Origin of the sequence: Parabacteroides massiliensis (assembly GCF_900155425.1) — a bacterium.
GTDB lineage: Bacteria > Bacteroidota > Bacteroidia > Bacteroidales > Tannerellaceae > Parabacteroides > Parabacteroides massiliensis.
This window is the reverse complement of record NZ_LT700191.1, coordinates 621,237-642,658: the sequence shown is the minus strand read 5'-3', so window position 1 is coordinate 642,658 and position 21,422 is coordinate 621,237. Positions and strand designations below refer to the sequence as shown.

Genomic DNA, 21,422 nt, shown 5'->3' with positions numbered 1-21,422 from the left:
AAACACATAATCAGATGAAGCATATCTTCTGGTTTGCTTTATTGTTATTGACGCAAACTACTGTCTCGTTGAACGTAAACAATGAGACGGATAGTTTGCGTTCTGTTTTAATGGCTCTTTCTGCCGAGGATCGGATAGAGCGTTTGAGCGAGTTGACAAATGAAAGTTGGTGAAGGTTCTGTTTTCTATGTAAAGCTACCCCATGTGTAAATGAATTAATTAATGTAAAGCCTTCTATTTTTTCAAAAAATGTTATCGTGCACACTGGAAAAAGAGTATATTTGCTGTCATAATAATACAAACACATTATTTTATTTTAATATCATGGAGAAATCAAGAAGATCTTTTTTTAAGAAAGGGCTGGCAGGAGCTATTCTGCTGGGCACGGCAAGCGTAGCGAAGGCCGGATTGCCTGATCCTGTGAAGCCTAAGGCTGCTAAGGCTGTAAACCCATTTCATTTGGGTATGGCCGGTTTTACATTTGTAAACTTTGACTTGGAAACTACGCTAAAAACTTTGCAGCGTTTGGATATTCATTATCTTTGTATCAAAGATTTCCACTTGCCGTTTAAAAGCACAGATGAAGAGATCAAGGCTTTTCATGAAAAATGTGCATCTTATGGTGTGACCGGATATGCAGTCGGTCCTATCTATATGAAGAGCGAAGATGAAATCGATCGTGGTTTTGAATATGCGAAACGAGTAGGCGTGAAAACGATTGTCGGCGTACCTAATTATGAACTTTTGCCTTATGTGGACAAAAAAGTAAAAGAGTATGACTTCAATTATGCAATCCATTTGCATGGACCCGATATCAAGACTTATCCGGATGCAACGGATGTGTGGGAACATACGAAAGATCTGGATCCGCGTATCGGTATGTGTCTGGATGTCGGTCATGACCTGCGTAACGGTTGCGATCCTGTTGCTGACTTGAAGAAATATCACACTCGTGTGTTCGATATGCACATTAAAGATGTGACAGATTCTTCCAAGGCGGGACGTGGCATCGAGATCGGACGAGGAAAGATTGACTTCCCTGCATTGATCCGTATGATGCGCAAAGTAAACTATACGGGTATGTGTAGTCTTGAATTTGAGAAGGACATGAAAGATCCTTTCTTGGGTATCGCAGAGTCTATCGGTTATTTCAAAGCCGTTAGTGATATGGCTTGATAAGAATTATGATTTATGATTTGTGATTTATGATTTATGAAGCACAAGTTGTGAAGCATAATTCATAAATTATAAATCATAAATGTAAAAAATGAGAACATCGTTGTATCTGTTGATGGCCTGCTTGTTTTCGGCGTGCAGCACCATCGAATATATCGGAATAGAAACTTATAACCCGGCAGAGATTACTTTCCCGAAGAATGTCGACAAGGTTTTGATTGTTAATAACGCCGTTCCCCAACCCGATGATGTCGGTTATATCTATAATTTATATGGGACTGTGCAAGACACGGCTCGTGCCCATGCAGATAGTGCCTTGTATGACGCTTGTCATTCTTTAGGCAAATCGATTGTGGATGTTCCTTTTTTTAATGATGTCTTGCTCTATCACGGTGGAACCCGTCAGAATACAAAATATTTGGAAGATGAAAAGTTGACGCCCGAAATAGTGAAAGAACTATGCCGGGAGACTGGAACGGATGCTGTTATTTCGTTCGACCGTCTGCTGTTCCAGATGGAAAAGGATGTTGTCGCTTTTGCCGAAGGATTTGTAGTAGGAGGAGTCGATGTTAAGATTACGGGAGTCGTTCGCGGTTATCTTCCCGAACGCGACAATCCGTTGGCTACCGTCTATGTGCAGGACAGTGTTTTCTGGTCAGAGAGTGCAAACAATATGGAGCAATTGAAACTTTACCTGCCGTCGCCGGATGAGGCTTTACGGGCTGCCGGGCAATATATAGGAAAGAAGGTTACTCCAAATTTTGTACCTCACTGGAATAATGAAAGCCGTTGGTTTTACAAAGGCGAAGGAGCACGATGGAAAGAAGCGACCGCCTATGCTTTGTCAGATAAATGGGAAGAAGCGGCCTCTCGTTGGAAACATGTGTATGCGAATTCTACTCGTTGGAAAGAGCGGGCAAAGGCAGCATCGAACTTAGCTTTGTACTATGAAATGAATACCCGCTTGAAGGAGGCCTACGACTGGGCTGCTAAATCATACGAAATTTTTAATAATAAAAAGGGAGAAGACTACAATTACACGAAAATGCAACGGTTGTATGTCGAGGCTCTTGGCAAGCGTATTCGTTCAGATCAAAAACTAAATAAGCAATTTGGAGAATAATAATCTTATATTCTCTGAATTATTATTACTTTTGGCAGACGTTTCGAATAAAGAATAAATAATAAGATATGAGTGCAAATAATGCAAAGGTTCAGGCTGTCATAGAAACGACTTTCAATTCGGCCATCAATAAACTTGCGACGAACGAAGCTGGTAATTGTTACAGCGATTTGTACGTACAGGTAGATGCTGAAAGCGGAGAGTTGTTTATTTATGATGAAGAGGATGCGCTGGTTGAAAAGACTATCATTTTTGATTGGATGAATACGACATGTGATGACGATCAGTTCATTCAGCAGGTTGCTGCAACTTTGAAAGCAGTGCTTGCTGTTTTGGTTACAAAAAAAGTTTTTGATAAGCCTTGCTTCCTGAAGCCGTTCTCGGTAAGCTTGACAGACGAGAATTTCTCTGTTATTGAGGAACTTCTGTTTTTGGATGATGAAAATCTGCGTTTGGATGATCCTCTTTTAAAAGATTTGGATGCAGATTTAGATGATTTTTTAGCAAAACTTCTTTCAGATGTCAAATAAACATATTATATTTGCGCCCGCATTCAAGAAGTAAATGTCGCCGAAATAGCTCAGTTGGTAGAGCAACGCATTCGTAATGCGTAGGTCGCCGGTTCAAGTCCGGCTTTCGGCTCACAAAATCAAGCAGTTATCTTTTTAAGATAACTGCTTTTTTTTATGGCATTTTCTGTGGTTTGCGTGGTTTGTTTAAACCGATGTTTAAACCAGCGTTTAAACCATGTGTACAACAATTAGTGTCGTATGTTACAAATCTAAAGTATTGAAAAACAATGAATCACCTTTGATGTTGCGTATCTGTAAGGATCGAAAAATGAAATATCAAAGTCTTGGTATTTCCATATTGCCTAAATATTGGGACTTTAAAGCCAACAAACTAACTTCTAAATGTCCCAATAAGGAGTATATAGAAAGACTGATAGCGGAGAAAGTAAAAGTCTATACAGATAAGGTTATAGAATTTAAATCACAGGAAAAAGAATTTACAGCAACTTCTTTAATGGAGAAAGTGAACAAACCAGTAAAGCGTAAAACAGTACAAGAAGTCTTTAACCTGTATATTCAAGAACTTGAATCTGCAAATCGTTTACGTTATGCGGATATGTATAAAGATCAGAATCCTGTTACAGTTAAGCTGTTTCAGGAATTTTTCTTCTTTTCCCTGATCCGATTTTTAATACAGAAAACAGGTTCATAAATCTCTGTTGGCAAAATGTGCCTTTTTTAATGGTTTCCATAATTTCCCTGTAAACTTCAACCCTATCGAATGGTTTATATTCCTGCTGCATAATGAGTTTTTGGGGTTATGAATATTGGATTATCCGGATTACATGGAGGATCTCTTTGATTTGGAAGAATACACGAGGTTACAGATAAATAGGGACTTAAAAAAGTGATTTGTGAGCAAATCCAAAATGAGAGAAGAACGATACTTTCTGTTTGGTTTTGACAGATGAATGTGTATCTTTGTATCAAATAGATAAAAGAAAATGAAATCAACAACTGAATATATGAACATCTTGCGTGACTATATGGCGAAGAATGCTTCCAAATATAGCATTACCCGTATGGGGATATTCGGTTCTGTTGCCAGAGGAGAACAAACAGAAGATAGTGATGTTGATGTTTATTTGGAAACTTCAAAGCCTAATATGTTCGTATTAGTACATATAAAGGATGATCTGCAAACCCTGTTTGGTTGTAATGTCGATATTGTCCGATTACGGGATCACATGGATTCTTTCCTGAAAAATCGAATTGAGAAGGAGGGTATTTATGTGTGACAGAATTAATCCGTTCTTCTTTAATAAAGATACAAACAGCTTTAGATAGAATATTAAAGAGATCGGAAACAATACTTTCTCCAGACGATTTCTTGACGACACCAAGTGGAGTTGAGAGATTGGAAAGTATTTGTATGCTGTTGATTGCAATCGGAGAAAGTGTCAAACGTATTGATAAAGCCACAAATAAAGAACTTTTATCGAATTATCCTGAAATTGATTGGAAAGGAGTGATGGGAATGCGAGACATTATAGCACATCATTATTTCGATATAGATGCAGTTATCGTTTTTGATGTAATGAAAAATAACTTGCCAGCGGTTGTCATTAGTGTCCCATTAAAATTCTAATAAAGCCTTGTATAATGCAGAAATACAAGAAATTACAGTGGAATTTCGGGAAAACGGATTTGAAATTGCAAACTCATTATGAGTATTCTGTAAGAATCATAACTTTCTCATTTTCAATGGTATTTTTTCTCGTAAAGCAGAGTTTTAACCTCACCCGATTTTAACGGGACACTAATGAGCCAGCCGTAAAAATGACTATTGATAAAATGTTATCTGATATTTAAAATTCTCTATACATTAATTATATATATATCCCTTTTACTTGGATAACGTCAAAGAGCGAACCAGACCAAGTATATCCTATGTGTTCATAAGTTCACTACTTAAAAGACACCCCGCCATGTATGAGAATAAAAAAGGAATATCCTACCAGAAAGCCTACAGGATCAGCCAATCGCAATTTCAAGTTCAAACGGGTACACTATCGTTCAATCCTGAATGGCTTTTTCTAACTGATTAAGCCTATCATCTGATATTGAAAAATTGGCTATGTCTCATACTTGGTGGTATTTCTTCTATTCTCACAAATTCGTAATTTATGGTCGGTTAACTTGTTAAATAACATCCATATATGAGGATGGTGTAATATCAGAGATGCTTTTTAAGGCTGTTCTAAATGGATCATCAATCTTCGTTGAACCACTTTAAGCTCTTTGATTCCAGTCTGTGTATTCTATTTTCGGAAGCTATTCCTCAAATCTTCGATTGAAGGAATGAAGAACGAGACAACTCCGATCAGTACGACCAATATGCCACCGATCATAAAGGTGTTGCCGATTCCGATTGTATCTGCCAAAAATCCCGTACTCAACAGCCCGATCATGGGAGGAAGCATATTGACGCTCATATAGAAAGAGAACACACGCCCCATTACCACCGGATCTATGCGGGTCTGGACTACGGTCGTGAAAGACGCCGTATAAAGGGAGCCTGATATTCCGCCGACAGCTGTCAATAGAACAAATAACGGATATCCGGAAACAGGCAAGATTCCGGACAGCACGAATGTAAACCCTAACAGAATATACATCCAGTTAATCAGTGAGATCTCATTCAACCGGAATTTCTTCAAGCCGAGGAAAGTTCCTCCCAACAGAGCCCCGATCCCCCAGGTAATCTCTACCAAGCTGATCTGATAAGCATTCCCCGAATAATGATTAAGCGTCATAAGCGGATAGAGCACACTCACCGGCATGATAAAGAATGTTCCTAAGATAGACGCCAGGAATAATAAAGACAATCCGTTTTGACATCGGACTTCCGTAAAGGCCTCTTTTGCCTCTTTTAAGAGTCGGACCTTTCGGGTTCTTTCCGCATTATCAGGATCTGGAATTGTTACAAATAATAGTGACGTACAAGCCAATGCCGCTCCGATCACATCCAGCATAAGAATGTTTGTCATTTTCATAAAAGAGATGAAAAGAGCCGCCAATGCCGGCCCGGCAATGTTACAAGCCGACTGTATGATTTGGTTAATTCCGGCAATTCGGATCAATTCAGATTTAGGAGCCAGCAAGGGTATGGAGGCCTGCATAGCCGGCATATGGAAAGCGGAACCGGCCGAACGCAGAGCCAACAAAAGATAGACATGTCCTATCTTCGCTATATCCAGATAAAACAGCACTGCCAGGATCAGTGTACAGAAAGCGATAAAACTGTCGACCAAGATCATGACTCGTTTTCTTTTCCATCGATCTACAAAAATACCGGTAAACAGCCCTAATACGGATTGGGGAAGCATAGCCATGATAGTGGCCAAAGCCAAGACCTCCGCTGATTTAGTTTCAAAACTAAGCCATAAGACAATTGCAAAATTAACGATCGAACTGGTCAGGATAGAGAAAAACTGCCCGGTCCATATAATAGCGAATACTTTTTCCCAGTTCTTCATGACTTTATTGTTATATAAAAAAACGAAGGCCGCAGGATTCACATCTGACGGCCTTCTACACTAACCCTTAACTTTAACCAATGAAAAACAATAATCTTCTTTATTGGTTTTTTAGCGAAGCGATTGCGGCTTCGTAATTCGGTTCGTTTGTTATTTCGGAAACCAGTTCCTCATAAACAATTTTACCTGCTTCGTCGACTACTATTACACCACGGGCTAACAAACCCTTCAGTGGACCATCGACCATCAACATCCCGTACCCGGTTTCAAAGCAAGAACAACGGAATGCAGAAAGTGGAATCACTTTATCTATACCTTCCGTGGTACAGAAACGTCCTTGCGCAAAAGGTAAATCTTTTGATACGGCAAGCACCACAACGTTAGGAAGAGAAGCTGCTTCTTTATTAAAGCGTCTTACCGATGCGGCACACACGGCTGTGTCCAAACTCGGAAATACATTAATCACGACTTTCTTACCTTTCAAATCTTTCAGATGCAATTCGGATAAATCACTCTTTACACCCTTAAAATCAGGAGCTTCTGCTCCAACTGTGGGCAGTGAACCGTTCGTATTCACTTCATTACCTTTTAATGTTATCTTTGCCATCTTTTGTTGTATTTTATGTCCTTTATCAAAAACGGCTTACAAATATAAGCTGCTTTGTATAACTTAAACAAAGGATTCTGAATAATGTTTCTTGTTTTAACTATTTTTAATTACTGCTTGCGATAACTCTTTTTCTATCTTTGACCCAAAATAGAAAAAATGGATTGGTTGATTATTTGTTTACTTATTGTAATCATTGTTTTACAGGGCTTTTTCCGCCCCCGGAAAGATCATTCGGACATCGCGAGCGAGTTGAAGCGGTTGATCGATGAAATGCAACGTTCATTTGAACGTATCGAAAAAAACTTTCGGGAAGATTTTCGTTTGAACCGGGAAGAAGGGCGCATCGTTGCCAGGGATAACCGGGAAGAACTGACGCATTCCATGAATGAATTCAGGGAGGCCTTCGACCGAGGGATCGCTTCATTCAACACCCTGCAACGGGAAAAGTTCGCCAACCTGGACGAACAGCAACGCCTGCTTGTTTCTAACACGGAAAAACGGTTGGAAGAAATCCGTCTGACTGTAGACGAGAAATTGCAAAAGACACTGAACGAGCGGATCGGGCAATCATTCCGGCTTGTAACGGAACAACTGGAAAGTGTACAGAAAGGGCTTGGAGAAATGCAAACATTGGCACAAGATGTCGGTGGCTTGAAACGTGTCCTCAGCAACGTGAAGACACGTGGCAACATCGGGGAAATCCAACTGAGCATGCTTCTCGAACAGATTTTGGCACCGGAGCAATACGAAGCGAACGTGCATACCCGCAAAGGATCGGATGCCGTCGTGGAGTTTGCCGTCAAGCTTCCGGGACGTGACGATGTTCGCGAATTCGTATATCTGCCGATTGACGCAAAATTTCCCAAAGATGTCTACGAACAGCTGCTCGATGCATACGATCATGCCGACACACAGGCAATAGAAGTTGCCGGAAAGCTATTGGAAACAACTATTAAAAAGATGGCAAAGGATATTTCCGACAAATATCTGGCACCTCCCTCCACCACCGATTTCGGCATCATGTTCCTGCCTTTCGAAGGAATCTATGCGGAGGTCGTACGCCGTTCATCCTTGTTGGAAGAACTACAACGCAACTACAAGGTGGTTGTCACCGGCCCGACAACACTTGCTGCCATCTTGAACAGTCTGCAAATGGGATTCCGTACGCTCGCCATTCAAAAACACTCCGGGGAGGTATGGACTATCCTGGGAGCGGTAAAGAAAGAATTTGAGAAGGTTGGTGGCATGCTGGAAAAAGCGCAAAAGAACTTGCAGACAGCCAGTGGACAGATCGAAGAAGTGTTGGGAACACGTACACGTGTGATCCAGCGCAAGCTGAAAGATGTAGATTCTCTCAGCGATAAGGAGGCACGCGCCATCCTTCCTGAAATAGGTTCATTAATGGATGAAGAAGAAGAAAACGGATTATGAAAAAGAAACAGATTCCACATACATACGTCATCATTTTTTATATCATTCTTTTTTGTGCTGCCCTCACCTGGATCATTCCGGGCGGACAATACACGGAAAACATCAATACCGCCGGAGGAAAAACGATTGTTTACGAAGCGATAGAACATGTTCCGCAAACCTGGCAGGTGTTCTCGGCTTTCTACAAAGGATTTGTCGACAAGGCGGATATCATCGTTTTCATCCTGATCATCGGAGGGGCGTTCTGGATCGTCAACGACAGCAAGGCCTTCGATATCGGAACTATCAGTTTCCTGCGCAGCGCTCGTAAAATGGAAAACAACCGTCTCTTGCGTAAGATCGGAGTGGAGAACTTCTTGTTGACATCCATCATGCTACTATTCAGCATATTCGGGGCAGTCTTCGGAATGAGTGAAGAGACAATTGCATTTTGCCTGGTGCTTGTCCCGATGGCGATCTCGATGGGATATGACTCCATTACAGGTGTTTGCATGGTCTTTGTCGCTGCCGGATTGGGATTTGCAGGAGCGATACTGAACCCGTTTACAATCGGTATTGCACAAGGACTGGCTGGTATTCCGCTCTTTTCCGGAATTGAATACCGGATATTTTGCTGGGGCGTAATCAACCTGATAGGTTTCGCCTGGATACTACGTTATGCCGCTAAGGTCAAAAAAGATCCGAAATCTTCTTTGGTCTATGAAGAGGACCAGTATTGGCGGGACCTGCACGGCAGTAATTCGCCGGATGTAAGCTATCATACGCCACGTGCCGCTTGGATCAGTTTCGGGTTGCTGGCAATCGTACAAATCATTTTTGCGGCTTATTATCCTGCCACTACCTTGCAAATCGGGAATAGCGTAATCAAAGGACTGCCTCTTCTCCCCATATTAACAGCAGCCTTCATCCTGACTTCTCTGCTTGCCCTACGCAAAACAGTCCATCTTTATATATTGACTCTCCTCTTCTTTACGATTTTTTATCTGATAACGGGGGTGATGGGATATGGCTGGTATATCATGGAGATAGCCACCCTGTTCTTCGCCTTAGGACTGGCTGCCGGGATCGCCAACAACCGGACTCCGAATGAACTGGTCAAACTGTTTCTGGACGGGTGCAAGGATATCATGAGTGCTGCCTTGGTAGTCGGCCTTGCGGGCGGTATTATCGTGGTGCTGAAAGATGGCCTTGTCATCGACACCATTCTTTACTACCTGGCGAAGGGGATGGAAGGGCTCGGACAAGTGGCGACTGTCGGCATGATGTACGTGATTCAGACTTTGATCAACCTGATCATTCCTTCCGGAAGTGCCAAAGCAGCCCTGACCATGCCGATTATGGCTCCCTTCTCCGACTTGATCGGATTGTCTAAACAAGCGACCGTAATGGCCTTCCAATTCGGAGATGGATTTACCAATATGATCACCCCGACTTCGGGAGTGCTGATTGCCGTTCTGGGTGTCAGCCGTATCCCTTACGATAAATGGTTCCGTTGGGCATGGAAATTCATCTTGCTTCTGGTAATAGTCGGATTCCTGTTGTTGATACCGACCGTATTGATTCAGATGAACGGATTCTAATAATGGAACGGAAGATCATACATATCGACATGGATGCCTTCTACGCTTCTGTGGAGCAACGGGATAATCCGGAACTTCGCGGGATTCCGCTTGCTGTCGGTCACGCGGAGGAACGAGGCGTTGTCGCTACAGCAAGCTACGAGGCCCGGAAATTCGGCGTGCGTTCCGCCATGTCGTCACAAAAGGCCAAACGTCTATGTCCGCAACTCACGTTTGTCCCTGGACGGATAGATGTCTACAAAGCGGTGTCTCGCCAGATACACGAAATCTTCCACGAGTATACGGACATTATCGAGCCGCTTTCATTGGACGAAGCGTTTCTGGATGTAACCGAAAATAAGCAGAACATTCCTCTTGCTGTCGATATCGCCAAGGCAATCAAACAAAAAATCAGGGAAGAGTTGCATTTGGTCGCCTCGGCAGGAGTTTCGTATAATAAGTTTTTGGCCAAAATCGCCTCCGATTACCGCAAGCCGGACGGACTTTGCACCATCCATCCGTCTCAGGCGGAAGAGTTCATCAAACGTTTGCCGATCGAATCCTTTTGGGGGATCGGTCCGGTTACCGCCCAACGGATGCACTCGTTGGGCATCCATAACGGCGAACAGTTGAGAACTTGTTCACAAGAGATGCTCACACGCCAATTTGGGAAAGCGGGGGTTTTATATTATGAGTTTTCAAGAGGAATAGACCTGCGTCCGGTCGAAACTGTTCGAATTCGCAAATCAGTAGGATGCGAACATACGCTTGAAAAGGATATTTCGCGGCAATCATCCGTTATCATCGAATTATATCATGTTGCGACCGAGCTGATCGAACGGTTGAAACGGACCGGTTTCAAAGGGAATACTCTTACTTTAAAGATTAAATTCCATGATTTCAATCAAAAGACAAGAAGCATCACTCAAAGCCATGAACTGACCACTTTAGCCGAAATACTACCTTTGGCCAAAGAGCTGTTGAAGGACATTGAATATATGACTCACCCGATTCGCTTGATCGGTCTTTCGGTTTCCAACCCTTATGAGAAAAACGAAGAGAAAGCCCGTTGGGAACAACTGAGTTTCGAATTCAGCGACTGGGATTCGTAGTGTCTTATCAGTATAGGCATAGCACAAAGATTTTGTAAAAGTAGCCATGTGGATTTTTAATTTTTCGTACCTTTGTGCGTTTCCTCCATTGGGAGAGGAAGATAAATTCGACTTCAAAATTGTATATGAAGATGAGAAAGACAGTATTATATGGTGTTTTGGCTTTTTGTCTGGTTGTGTTGAGTTCTTGTTTGGGAGACCCGGCTACCCAGTTGACGATGGCGAATCAGGCTGGGGTCGTGGTGACCGGATACGGACCGGGTAAGGCTATTTATACCAAGGGAGACGTAGTGGTCTCTTCGAGTGATTTCCAGAAAGCCAATGTGGAAGACGGAGAATGTATTTTGTTTGATTATTCCATCGATTATGGAACAGCAAACAAAATGGGAACCGGGACGGATACCAGCTATACCGAGGCCGTCATTTATGAAAATACGATCTCGGAGGTCAGTCGTTGGAACTTCTATGATGTACTGACCGATACGGCTGTTGTTGCAAAAGAAGAACTGCTTCTTTCTTCTCTCCAGGCACGTTCCGCCTATATCAGGGGAAATTTGTTCCTGTTTGCGGAGATGAGTAATCATCCTGCAAACCAGGTGGATAGCTTCTCTCTGTCCTACGATCCTACTAAATTGCTGACTGACGATAAGATTTATAGTCTCTACTTGCGCACGATCCGGATAAAGGCGGACACGACAACAAGTGGCGAGTCGATGATTATTCCTTGTGCGTTCAACATAGATGACCTGGTGAAAGAGGCGGAAAAGAATAATTCGGACGAACTGAAGTTTCGGATTAATTATGCTTATTCATTCGGGAAAGACTCGGCGTCGATAAACTGGAAAAGTTCCGATGTGTTTACGATAGATCTGCCGGGGAAAAACAAATAAACGATAAATAGAAAACGGGCGTATTGAAAAAATGTATAAAGAGATATTTAAATTGGTAATAGCTATCATCTCCCAGCCTGGAAAAGCGTGGGATATTCTGACGAGAAAGGAAGAAAAGGACGATGAGTTTTTATCCCGGTTTGTCTATCCTCTGATTGGATTCGTTACGGTGGCAGCTTTTTTGGGCGTGCTGTTCACCCGGAAAGAGTTTGATGTCGAGTTGGCGTTGAAATCGTCTATCCGGACACTGGTAGCGGCATTCGGTGGTTTTTACCTGGCTTCCTATTTGTTGAACGAACTTTGGCAAGGATTGTTTAAACGGGAAAAAGATATGAAGTTGTGCCAGCGATTTGTCGGCTATTCGTCCTCATTGATGTTTGCTTTGAACATCGTGTTGATGTTGCTTCCTGAGTTCTTCTTTTTGCAGATATTTGTGTTATATACGTTTTATATCGTATGGGAAGGGGCTGGCCCTTATATGCAGGTGGAGGAGAAGATTCGCCTAAAGTTTGTCGGGATTGCAACCGGATTGATCTTGTTGATGCCCAGGCTGATCGAGGTTGTCCTATCCATGTTGATGCCCGGTTTACGTTTTTGATAGAAAAAAGATGAAAGAGAAAATAAGTAATAACATACAGATAAAGAACAAGCGGGCGACTTTTGATTATGAGTTACTCGACACGTTTACAGCTGGAATCGTACTGACCGGTACGGAGATCAAATCGATCCGCCTGGGAAAGGCGAGCCTGGTCGATACGTTCTGCATTGTGGAGAAGGGAGAATTGTGGGTGAAAAATATGTATGTGGCCGAATATTTCTACGGAACATACAATAACCATACGGCTCGTCGTGATCGAAAGTTGCTATTGACCAAAAAGGAATTGCGGAAGATTGAAACGGCCGCTCGTAATAATGGCTTTACCATTATCCCGACACGCCTATTTATTAACGACAAGGGACTGGCTAAAGTCATTGTCGCTATCGCCAAAGGTAAGAAAGAATATGACAAACGCGACTCTATCAAGGAGCGGGATGACCGCCGGGAGATGGATCGGGCTTTTAAACGAAATTGAAAAGAGTTTCGGAAATCATAAACATGAATAAAGAGATATTTTTGAATGCCCTGAAAGAACGTATTTTGATTCTGGACGGGGGAATGGGCACGATGGTCCAGGGATTTAAACTGACAGAGAAGGACTATCGCGGAGAACAGTTCGCTGATTGGGCGGGCGATCTGAAAGGAAATAACGATCTGTTGTGTATCACCCGGCCAGACGTGATCAAATCGATCCACCGCCAGTATCTGGAGGCCGGTGCTGATATTTTTGCTACCAATACATTCAATGCAAATGCCATTTCGATGGAAGATTACGGTATGCAAGGGCAGGTACGGAATATTAACTTAGCTGCCGGAAAGTTGGCACGTGAGGTGGCCGATGGTTTTATGGCAGAACATCCGGATCGTACGATCTTTGTGGCCGGCTCCATCGGGCCGACCAACAAGACGGCCTCGATGAGTCCCGACGTGAGCGATCCGGCTTACCGGGCCGTTACCTATATGGATTTGTATGGCGCTTATAAGGAACAGGTGGAAGCTTTGGTGGACGGAGGTGTGGATATCGTCCTGTTTGAAACGACTTTCGACACGTTGAATGTGAAAGCCGGGTTAGAAGCCGCCGAGACCGTATTGAAGGAAAAGAACCTGGATTTGCCGATTATGCTTTCTTTGACGTTGTCTGCCCAGGGTGGACGTACGTTTTCCGGACAGACATTGCTTGCGTTTTTGGCTTCCGTGCAACATGCCAATATTGTCAGTGTCGGCTTGAACTGCTCTTTCGGCGCTGCCGACATGAAACCATACTTGGCTGAATTGGCAAAATATGCTCCTTATTATATAAGTGCTTATCCGAATGCCGGTCTGCCAAACAGCTTCGGCTCTTATGACGAGACGCCGGAAAAGATGGCCATTCATGTAAAATCCTTTATCGATGAAGGGCTGGTGAATATCTTGGGTGGTTGTTGCGGTACAACACCGGCTCATATTGCCAAATATCCCGAGTTGGTAAGGGGAGCCAAGCCGCATGTGCCGGCTCCGAAGCCCGACGGCCTTTGGTTGTCGGGGCTGGAACCCTTAGTAATAGGTAACTCTAAACAATTGGCAATTGACAATTGTAAATTTGTAACCGTTGGCGAACGGTGTAATGTGGCCGGTTCGCGCAAGTTCTTGCGCTTGATCAAGGAAGGAAACTATGAAGAAGCTTTGACGATTGCTCGTAAGCAGGTGGAAGATGGTGCGCAAGTGATCGACATCAATATGGATGACGGAATGTTGGATGCTGTGAAGGAAATGACGACTTTCCTGAACCTGATCGCTTCCGAGCCCGATATTTCACGTGTCCCCGTGATGATCGACTCTTCCAAATGGGAGGTGATCGAAAAAGGCTTGATGTGCGTGCAAGGAAAAAGTATCGTGAATTCGATTTCTTTGAAAGAAGGCGAAGATGTATTTTTGCGACATGCTGCCCGCATCAAACAACTGGGGGCAGCCACGGTCGTAATGGCTTTTGATGAAAAAGGGCAGGCCGATACGTTCGAACGAAAAATCGAGGTTTGTGAGCGTGCTTACCGCCTCCTTCGAGAAAAAGTCGATTTTGATCCGAACGGAATCATTTTCGATCCGAATGTGCTGGCTATCGCTACCGGCATGGAAGAACATAACGGATATGGGCTTGACTTTATCCGTGCAGTAGAATGGATAAAGAAGAACCTGCCGGGCGTGAAGGTGAGTGGTGGTGTCAGCAATCTTTCCTTCTCTTTCCGTGGAAATAATTACGTGCGGGAGGCCATGCATTCCGTATTCCTGTATCATGCGATTAACAAAGGTATGGATATGGGGATTGTGAACCCATCGTCGTCCGTGCTCTATGAAGATATTGAACCTTCTTTCCGTACGTTACTGGAAGACGTCATTCTGGCACGCCGTCCGGAAGCTTCTGAAGAGCTGATACAATGGACAATAGATAGCTCTAAACAGTTGACAAAAGACAATGAATTGGCAAATAAGAAAGCGAATAATTGCAAATTGTCGATTGGAGATTGTCCATTGGAAGAACGTTTGGAGAACGCTCTGATCCGTGGGGTTGGCGATCATCTGGAAGAGGATTTGCAGGAAGCCTTGAAGAAATATCCGCGTGTGGTGGATATAATCGACGGACCGCTGATGAGCGGGATGAATAAGGTCGGCGAGTTGTTTGGTGCCGGGAAAATGTTCCTGCCACAAGTTGTCAAGACGGCCCGTATAATGAAAAAGGCCGTTGGTATCCTACAACCGGCGATTGAGGCAGAACAAAGGCTATTGACAATTAAAGAAGGGGAAACCGATGATTGTCAATCGTCAATGGACAATTGTCAAATGAAAAAAGCCGGGAAAGTCTTGTTTGCAACAGTGAAAGGTGATGTGCACGACATCGGGAAGAATATTGTTTCGATCGTATTGGCTTGCAACAACTATGAGGTGATCGATTTGGGAGTGATGGTCCCGGCGGACGTGATCGTAAAAAAGGCAATCGAAGAGAAGCCCGATTTGGTCTGTCTTTCCGGTCTGATCACGCCTTCGCTCGAAGAAATGGTGCATGTGACGGACGAGATGCAGAAAGCGGGCCTGAGTATTCCCATAATGGTGGGCGGTGCCACGACTTCGAAATTGCATACGGCCATTAAGATCGCTCCTCATTATGACTATCCTGTCATTCATGTGCTGGACGCTTCGCAAAACCCGTTGATAGCGGCTAAGTTGTTGAACCCGGAAACGCGGGATGCTTATATTGCCCAACTGAACAACGAGTATGAGACTTTGCGTGCCTCCATGAATGAGAAAAAAGAGATACTGCTCCCGTTAGCGGAAGTCCGGATGAACCGTCCGAAAATCGATTGGGTTTCTTATCATCCGGTCGTCCCGGCGCAGCGCGGAGTGCAGGTGATTCCTTATATTCCTTTGGAGGAGATAATCCCATATATCCATTGGACCTTCTTTTTCAATGCTTGGAAACTGAACGGACATTTCTCTGAAATTGCGCAAATCCACGATTGCGAAGCCTGTCGTACCGCTTGGCTAGCCGAGTTTCCGGAGGCAGACCGGGCGAAGGCGTCGGAGGCTATGCAACTATATAAAGATGCTGTCAAGTTGCTGGATCGCCTGGTCGAAATGAAAGTCGAGTATTGCAAGGCAATTTACGGCATCTTCCCGGCCAATAGCGATGGAGATAATATCAGGATAGGGGAAGTCTTGCTTCCCGTCTTGCGGCAACAGACGAAGAAAGAGGAGGGTGTCTATAAATCGTTGGCCGATTATGTGATACCTGTATCGGAAGGACGTACAGACTTTGTTGGAGCTTTCGTGGTGACAGCCGGTGTCGGTGCTGAATCTCTGAAAGAACGGTTCGAGCAGGAGGGTGACACTTATAATTCCATGTTGCTACAAACCCTGACCGACCGTCTGGCTGAGGCGATGGCTGAATATCTTCATGAAAAAGTCCGTAAGGAGTATTGGGGATATGCTCCGGATGAATCGCTTTCCATCTCTGACTTGTACAAGGTAAAATATCAGGGAATACGTCCGGCTGTAGGCTATCCTTCGTTGCCGGACCAGCTTTTGAACTATACGTTGGATAAATTGTTGGATATGTCGCGTATCGGTGTCAGCTTGACGGAAAACGGAGCGATGTACCCGACGGCGACGGTCAGCGGTATTTATATCGCACATCCGGATTCGCAATATTTCATGGTCGGCCATATCGACGAGGAGCAGATAAAGGATTATGCCCGTCGTCGGAATCTGTCGGTAGCGGAAGTCAGGAAATTATTGAATAAAAACATATCAAATTGAAATACATACGCCGGACAATCTTGTCTCTCCTTTTAGTTGCTATCTGGTTCACCATGTGTTCACCAGGAGCCGGAGAGACGTATGCCCGGAATGTATATCCGTATGTATCGGCCGTCCTGTCCCGTTTCTCATCGATTTTTTTCTTTTCGGTGGGCGATTGCTTGATATATGGAAGTATAGGAAGTCTACTTGTTTATGTGGTTTGTGCTGTTGCCGGTAGATGTTCGTGGAAGAAGTTGGCGGAACGGATTGTCGAATACCTTTTGTGGGTATATGTCTGGTTCTATATGGCATGGGGGTTGAATTATTTCCGGCAAGATTTTTTTACCCGGACGCAACTTTCGCACGTGGCTTATTCGGCCGAAGCGTTCCGCTCTTTCCTGTCTGCTTACACGGATTCTCTGAATGTTTCTTTTGTCCCGGTAGAGGAGATCGACAAGGTGGTTGTTGCGGAGGAGTCCGAAAAGGGCTACCGGAAAATTGTCGGAAGATTCGGACTGGTCGCTCCTGCCGGATATCTGCATCCGAAGCCGATGTTACTTCCTTCGTTGATGAGCAAGGTGGGCGTTTTGGGATATATGGGGCCGTTTTTTACCGAATATAACCTGAATCCCGAATTGTTGCCTGTCCAGTATCCGTTTACTTATGCGCACGAAATGGCGCATGTGTTGGGGATATCCAGCGAGGCGGAAGCAAATCTGTACGGTTTTCTGGTCTGCTCCCGTTCGGAAGTGGCGGAAATCCGTTTTTCGGCTTACTTCGCCTTGTTACCGTATGTCTTGAGCAACGCATATCAACTTTTGCCTGAAGAAGAATTTAATCAATGGAAAGAAACGATCTCCCCCGAAGTAAAAGATGTTTACAACCGGAAAGTCGTTTACTGGCAAGCTATGTACAGCCCGTTCATAGGTGAAATCCAGAGTGCTGCTTACAACTGGTTCCTGAAAGGGAACAACATCCCCTCCGGCCGAAAGAATTATTCGGAAGTGGTGGCGTTGCTGATGGCTCTGAAAAATGCGTCCGGAGAGATTTGAGTCCTCGCTGTTACCATATTGCCTAATTCGAATTAAATCACTACCTTTGCGGCAATTTTTGAGAAGATAAATAAATAGATAACGCGATATGAGTAAGAAATTTGCCGAATACTCGAAATTTGACTTGTCGAACGTCAATAAAGAGGTGCTGAAGAAATGGCAGGATGGCGACATCTTCCATAAGAGTCTTGAAATCCGCGAAGGACATCCCTCGTTTGTGTTTTATGAAGGTCCCCCTTCTGCAAACGGTATGCCCGGTATTCACCATGTGATTGCCCGTTCGATTAAGGATATTTTCTGCCGTTATAAGACCATGAAAGGGTATCTTGTCAACCGTAAGGCGGGATGGGATACACACGGATTGCCGGTAGAGTTGGGAGTTGAAAAATCATTGGGTATAACCAAAGAAGACATTGGCAAAAAGATTTCTGTAGCCGAATATAATGCCGCCTGCCGTCGCGACGTGATGAAGTTTACGAAGGAATGGACGGATCTGACACAGAAGATGGGATATTGGGTTGACCTTGAAAACCCGTATATCACTTACGACAACCGCTATATCGAAACCTTGTGGTTCCTGCTGAAGGAGCTATATAAGAAAGGCTTGCTTTACAAAGGGTACACGATTCAGCCGTATTCGCCAGCGGCCGGAACAGGGCTTAGCTCGCACGAGTTGAACCAGCCGGGATGTTATCGCGATGTGAAGGATACGACTTGTACGGCCCAGTTCCGCATTCTCGATCCGAAACCGGAGATGACCGGATTCGGTGAACCTTTCTTTCTGGCATGGACCACTACTCCGTGGACATTGCCTTCCAACACCGCTCTTTGTGTGGGACCGAATATCACGTATGTGGCTGTTCAGACCTACAACCCGTATACAGGTATGCCGATGACGGCCGTTTTGGCCAAGGACTTACAGAATGTCTATTTCAACCCGAAAGCTGCCGATCTGGTTTTGGCCGATTATAAGCCAGGCGACAAACTGGTCCCGTTCAAAGTGGTCGGCGAATGGAAAGGTCCGGAACTGGCGGGCATGCACTACGAGCAACTGATCCCGTGGGTCAATCCGGGTGAAGGCGCTTTCCGGGTCATCACCGGTGACTATGTGACGGTTGAAGACGGTACGGGTATAGTCCATATTGCTCCGACTTTTGGTGCGGATGACGACCGTGTGGCAAAAGCAAGCGGCATACCTCCATTGATGATGATTGACAAAGACGGGAATCGTCGTCCGATGGTCGACATGACCGGAAAGTTCTATCTCTTGGAAGACCTTGATCCCGAATATGTACAGGAGCATATGAATGCGACTGACTATGATCCGTGGCAAGGCAAGTTCGTGAAGAACGCCTACGATCCGACGAAAGGAGAAAAAGACGAAACGCTGGATATCGAAATCTGCATGATGCTGAAGGCACAGAACCGTGTGTTCCGCATCGAGAAGCATGTACACAACTATCCGCACTGCTGGCGCACAGATAAGCCGGTCTTGTACTATCCGCTTGATAGTTGGTTTATCCGTACGACTGCTTGCCGCGAACGGATGATCGAACTGAACAATACGATCAACTGGAAACCGCAGAGCACTGGTACGGGACGTTTCGGTAAATGGTTGGAAAACCTGCAAGACTGGAACCTGAGCCGTAGCCGCTATTGGGGAACGCCGTTGCCAATCTGGCGTACCGAAGACGGGGCGGAAGAAATCTGCATCGGTTCGGTTGAAGAGTTGTACAATGAAATCGAGAAATCCGTAAAAGCCGGGTTGATGGAGTCCAACCCATACAAGGACCTGAATTTTCAGCCGGGCGAATATACGAAGGAAAACTACGAAAAGATCGACCTGCACCGTCCCTATGTGGATGATGTGATCTTAGTATCCGAAAGTGGCAAACCGATGAAGCGCGAGGCTGACCTGATCGACGTATGGTTCGATTCCGGCGCGATGCCTTATGCTCAGATCCATTATCCGTTCGAAAACAAGGAAATCTTCGACGAGCGTAAGGTGTATCCGGCCGATTTCATCGCCGAAGGCGTTGACCAGACACGCGGATGGTTCTTCACGTTGCATGCGATCGCCACGATGATATTTGATAGCGTGGCATATAAAGCGGTCGTTTCGAACGGCTTGGTATTGGACAAGAATGGCAACAAGATGTCAAAACGCCTGGGCAACGCTGTTGATCCGTTCGCTACGATCGAACAATACGGTTCCGATCCTTTGCGCTGGTACATGATTACGAATGCTTCTCCTTGGGACAACATCAAGTTCGATATCGACGGAATAGAAGAAGTTCGCCGTAAGTTCTTCGGTACATTATATAATACATATTCGTTCTTCGCTTTGTATGCGAATGTGGACGGTTTCGATTATTCCGAACCGGATGTGGATTGGAAAGAACGTCCCGAAATCGACCGTTGGATATTGTCGTTGCTAAATTCGCTGGTGAAGGACGTGGATGGATTCTTAGATACATACGAACCGACCCGTGCCGGACGTGCGATCTCAGATTTCGTAAACGACAATCTGAGTAACTGGTATGTGCGTCTGAACCGCCGCCGTTTCTGGGGTGGAGGCATGACGACCGATAAGTTGTCCGCCTATCAGACGTTGTACACCTGTCTGGAAACGGTCGCCAAGTTGATGGCTCCGATCGCGCCTTTCTATGCAGACCAGTTGTTCTGTGACCTGATCTCTGCTACCGGACGTGAGAAGGTCGCATCTGTTCACTTGTCCGAATTCCCAGTTTGCAACGAGGCTTTGATCGACAAGAACCTGGAAGAGCGTATGCAAATGGCACAAGATGTGTCTTCTATGGTGCTGGCTTTGCGCCGCAAGGTGAATATTAAGGTTCGCCAGCCGTTGCAAACCATCATGGTCCCGGTTGTGGATGCTCATCAGCAGGAGAGTCTCGAAGCAGTGAAAACATTGATCCTGAATGAAGTCAATGTGAAGGAACTGAAGTTTGTCGATAATGCTGCCGGTATTTTGGTAAAGAAGATCAAGCCCGACTTCAAGAAGTTGGGCCCGCGTTACGGCAAGATCATGAAGACCTTGGCTGCTGCTATCCAGACGATGAGTCAGGACGAAATCAATGCGTTCGAAAAAGCCGGTACGTTCACGCTGACCGTCGAAGGACAGGAGGCTGTGATCGAACGTACGGACGTCGAGATTATCTCCGAAGACATACCGGGCTGGCTGGTTGCGAACGAAGGCCGCTTGACGGTAGCTCTGGACATTACCGTGACGGAGAGTCTTCGTAAGGAAGGGCTGGCGCGTGAGTTGGTGAACCGCATCCAGAACTTGCGTAAGAGCAGCGGTTACGATATCACGGACAAGATATCTGTTACCGTCCTTTCGAACGAAGTGATGGATGAGGCTATAAAGGATTTCAATTCGTATATAGCGAATCAAGTATTGGCTGTATCTGTGGAAATTACGGATGTGATCAGCGATGCAACCGAGTTGGACTTCGAAGAATTCAAACTTTCGGTCCGAATTGAAAAAGCGTAAATATTCAATGAATAATGAATAATTAATATGAACAATG

18 protein-coding genes and 1 tRNA gene are annotated in these 21,422 nt (G+C 44.7%); 17 read left to right on the top strand and 2 right to left on the bottom strand.

The window, feature by feature from the left end:
- Positions 1-14: 14 nt before the first annotated feature.
- From BQ9893_RS21745 to BQ9893_RS13605, 8 genes are all read left to right on the top strand, one after another.
- Positions 15-173 (top strand): hypothetical protein, encoded by a 159-nt coding sequence (locus BQ9893_RS21745; RefSeq protein WP_167369875.1) that lies wholly within the window; start codon positions 15-17, stop codon positions 171-173.
- 151 nt (positions 174-324) lie between these two features.
- Positions 325-1,176 carry a sugar phosphate isomerase/epimerase family protein gene (locus tag BQ9893_RS13635; RefSeq protein ID WP_075966533.1) on the top strand — a complete coding sequence of 284 codons (852 nt, stop codon included), beginning with the start codon at positions 325-327 and terminating at the stop codon, positions 1,174-1,176.
- A gap of 91 nt (positions 1,177-1,267) precedes the next feature.
- Complete coding sequence (locus tag BQ9893_RS13630; protein ID WP_075966532.1) at positions 1,268-2,299, top strand: DUF6340 family protein; 1,032 nt, start codon at positions 1,268-1,270, stop codon at positions 2,297-2,299.
- Between the two features lie 68 nt (positions 2,300-2,367).
- Complete coding sequence (locus BQ9893_RS13625; RefSeq protein WP_075966531.1) at positions 2,368-2,829, top strand: hypothetical protein; 462 nt, start codon at positions 2,368-2,370, stop codon at positions 2,827-2,829.
- 39 nt (positions 2,830-2,868) lie between these two features.
- Positions 2,869-2,941, top strand: a tRNA-Thr gene (locus tag BQ9893_RS13620).
- A gap of 105 nt (positions 2,942-3,046) precedes the next feature.
- On the top strand, positions 3,047-3,523 hold the full coding sequence (locus BQ9893_RS13615) for an Arm DNA-binding domain-containing protein (RefSeq protein ID WP_262497383.1): 477 nt from the start codon (positions 3,047-3,049) through the stop codon (positions 3,521-3,523).
- A 292-nt stretch (positions 3,524-3,815) separates the two neighbouring features.
- Positions 3,816-4,109 (top strand): nucleotidyltransferase family protein, encoded by a 294-nt coding sequence (locus tag BQ9893_RS13610; protein ID WP_075966530.1) that lies wholly within the window; start codon positions 3,816-3,818, stop codon positions 4,107-4,109.
- Positions 4,106-4,459, top strand: coding sequence for a HepT-like ribonuclease domain-containing protein (locus BQ9893_RS13605; RefSeq protein ID WP_075966529.1), 354 nt, complete (start codon positions 4,106-4,108; stop codon positions 4,457-4,459). Before BQ9893_RS13610 ends, BQ9893_RS13605 begins: the two co-directional genes overlap by 4 nt.
- A 673-nt stretch (positions 4,460-5,132) precedes the next feature.
- Here BQ9893_RS13605 and BQ9893_RS13600 read toward each other — a convergent pair.
- Both BQ9893_RS13600 and tpx read right to left on the bottom strand, forming a co-directional pair.
- The gene (locus BQ9893_RS13600) at positions 5,133-6,350 is read right to left on the bottom strand and encodes an MFS transporter (RefSeq protein ID WP_075966528.1); all 1,218 of its coding nucleotides are present in this window, start codon (positions 6,348-6,350) and stop codon (positions 5,133-5,135) included.
- A gap of 100 nt (positions 6,351-6,450) precedes the next feature.
- Positions 6,451-6,957, bottom strand: a complete 507-nt coding sequence (gene tpx, locus BQ9893_RS13595; RefSeq protein ID WP_075966527.1) for a thiol peroxidase — start codon at positions 6,955-6,957, stop codon at positions 6,451-6,453.
- Between the two features lie 159 nt (positions 6,958-7,116).
- On the opposite strand from tpx, the gene BQ9893_RS13590 reads away from it, so the two are divergent.
- From BQ9893_RS13590 to ileS, 9 genes are all read left to right on the top strand, one after another.
- On the top strand, positions 7,117-8,391 hold the full coding sequence (locus BQ9893_RS13590; RefSeq protein ID WP_075966526.1) for a DNA recombination protein RmuC: 1,275 nt from the start codon (positions 7,117-7,119) through the stop codon (positions 8,389-8,391).
- On the top strand, positions 8,388-9,971 hold the full coding sequence (locus tag BQ9893_RS13585; RefSeq protein ID WP_075966525.1) for a YfcC family protein: 1,584 nt from the start codon (positions 8,388-8,390) through the stop codon (positions 9,969-9,971). The genes BQ9893_RS13590 and BQ9893_RS13585 overlap by 4 nt, the downstream gene beginning before the upstream one ends.
- Positions 9,971-11,062: a DNA polymerase IV gene (gene dinB / locus BQ9893_RS13580; protein ID WP_087880697.1), complete on the top strand. Its 1,092-nt coding sequence runs from the start codon at positions 9,971-9,973 to the stop codon at positions 11,060-11,062. Before BQ9893_RS13585 ends, dinB begins: the two co-directional genes overlap by 1 nt.
- 131 nt (positions 11,063-11,193) lie before the next feature.
- On the top strand, positions 11,194-11,952 hold the full coding sequence (locus tag BQ9893_RS13575; protein WP_075967380.1) for a BFO_2992 family lipoprotein: 759 nt from the start codon (positions 11,194-11,196) through the stop codon (positions 11,950-11,952).
- A 31-nt stretch (positions 11,953-11,983) separates the two neighbouring features.
- On the top strand, positions 11,984-12,550 hold the full coding sequence (locus BQ9893_RS13570; RefSeq protein ID WP_075966523.1) for a YIP1 family protein: 567 nt from the start codon (positions 11,984-11,986) through the stop codon (positions 12,548-12,550).
- A 10-nt stretch (positions 12,551-12,560) separates the two neighbouring features.
- Complete coding sequence (gene smpB, locus BQ9893_RS13565) at positions 12,561-13,025, top strand: SsrA-binding protein (protein ID WP_075966522.1); 465 nt, start codon at positions 12,561-12,563, stop codon at positions 13,023-13,025.
- Positions 13,026-13,048: 23 nt separating this feature from the next.
- On the top strand, positions 13,049-16,837 hold the full coding sequence (gene metH / locus BQ9893_RS13560) for a methionine synthase (RefSeq protein ID WP_075966521.1): 3,789 nt from the start codon (positions 13,049-13,051) through the stop codon (positions 16,835-16,837).
- The gene (locus BQ9893_RS13555; protein WP_075966520.1) at positions 16,834-17,871 is read left to right on the top strand and encodes a DUF3810 domain-containing protein; all 1,038 of its coding nucleotides are present in this window, start codon (positions 16,834-16,836) and stop codon (positions 17,869-17,871) included. Before metH ends, BQ9893_RS13555 begins: the two co-directional genes overlap by 4 nt.
- A gap of 88 nt (positions 17,872-17,959) precedes the next feature.
- Positions 17,960-21,385, top strand: a complete 3,426-nt coding sequence (gene ileS / locus BQ9893_RS13550; RefSeq protein WP_075966519.1) for an isoleucine--tRNA ligase — start codon at positions 17,960-17,962, stop codon at positions 21,383-21,385.
- Positions 21,386-21,422 lie beyond the last annotated feature (37 nt).

What these genes read in the sequence shown, in the direction of transcription:
- BQ9893_RS13575 (WP_075967380.1), top strand. Translation starts at nt 11,194, where the DNA reads ATGAGAAAGACAGTATTATATGGTGTTTTGGCTTTTTGTCTGGTTGTG.
- smpB (WP_075966522.1), top strand. Translation starts at nt 12,561, where the DNA reads ATGAAAGAGAAAATAAGTAATAACATACAGATAAAGAACAAGCGGGCG.
- BQ9893_RS13590 (WP_075966526.1), top strand. Translation starts at nt 7,117, where the DNA reads ATGGATTGGTTGATTATTTGTTTACTTATTGTAATCATTGTTTTACAG.
- BQ9893_RS13585 (WP_075966525.1), top strand. Translation starts at nt 8,388, where the DNA reads ATGAAAAAGAAACAGATTCCACATACATACGTCATCATTTTTTATATC.
- tpx (WP_075966527.1), bottom strand. Translation starts at nt 6,957, where the DNA reads ATGGCAAAGATAACATTAAAAGGTAATGAAGTGAATACGAACGGTTCA.
- BQ9893_RS13600 (WP_075966528.1), bottom strand. Translation starts at nt 6,350, where the DNA reads ATGAAGAACTGGGAAAAAGTATTCGCTATTATATGGACCGGGCAGTTT.
- BQ9893_RS13635 (WP_075966533.1), top strand. Translation starts at nt 325, where the DNA reads ATGGAGAAATCAAGAAGATCTTTTTTTAAGAAAGGGCTGGCAGGAGCT.
- BQ9893_RS13610 (WP_075966530.1), top strand. Translation starts at nt 3,816, where the DNA reads ATGAAATCAACAACTGAATATATGAACATCTTGCGTGACTATATGGCG.
- BQ9893_RS13570 (WP_075966523.1), top strand. Translation starts at nt 11,984, where the DNA reads ATGTATAAAGAGATATTTAAATTGGTAATAGCTATCATCTCCCAGCCT.
- ileS (WP_075966519.1), top strand. Translation starts at nt 17,960, where the DNA reads ATGAGTAAGAAATTTGCCGAATACTCGAAATTTGACTTGTCGAACGTC.
- BQ9893_RS21745 (WP_167369875.1), top strand. Translation starts at nt 15, where the DNA reads ATGAAGCATATCTTCTGGTTTGCTTTATTGTTATTGACGCAAACTACT.
- metH (WP_075966521.1), top strand. Translation starts at nt 13,049, where the DNA reads ATGAATAAAGAGATATTTTTGAATGCCCTGAAAGAACGTATTTTGATT.
- BQ9893_RS13630 (WP_075966532.1), top strand. Translation starts at nt 1,268, where the DNA reads ATGAGAACATCGTTGTATCTGTTGATGGCCTGCTTGTTTTCGGCGTGC.
- BQ9893_RS13615 (WP_262497383.1), top strand. Translation starts at nt 3,047, where the DNA reads ATGTGTACAACAATTAGTGTCGTATGTTACAAATCTAAAGTATTGAAA.
- BQ9893_RS13625 (WP_075966531.1), top strand. Translation starts at nt 2,368, where the DNA reads ATGAGTGCAAATAATGCAAAGGTTCAGGCTGTCATAGAAACGACTTTC.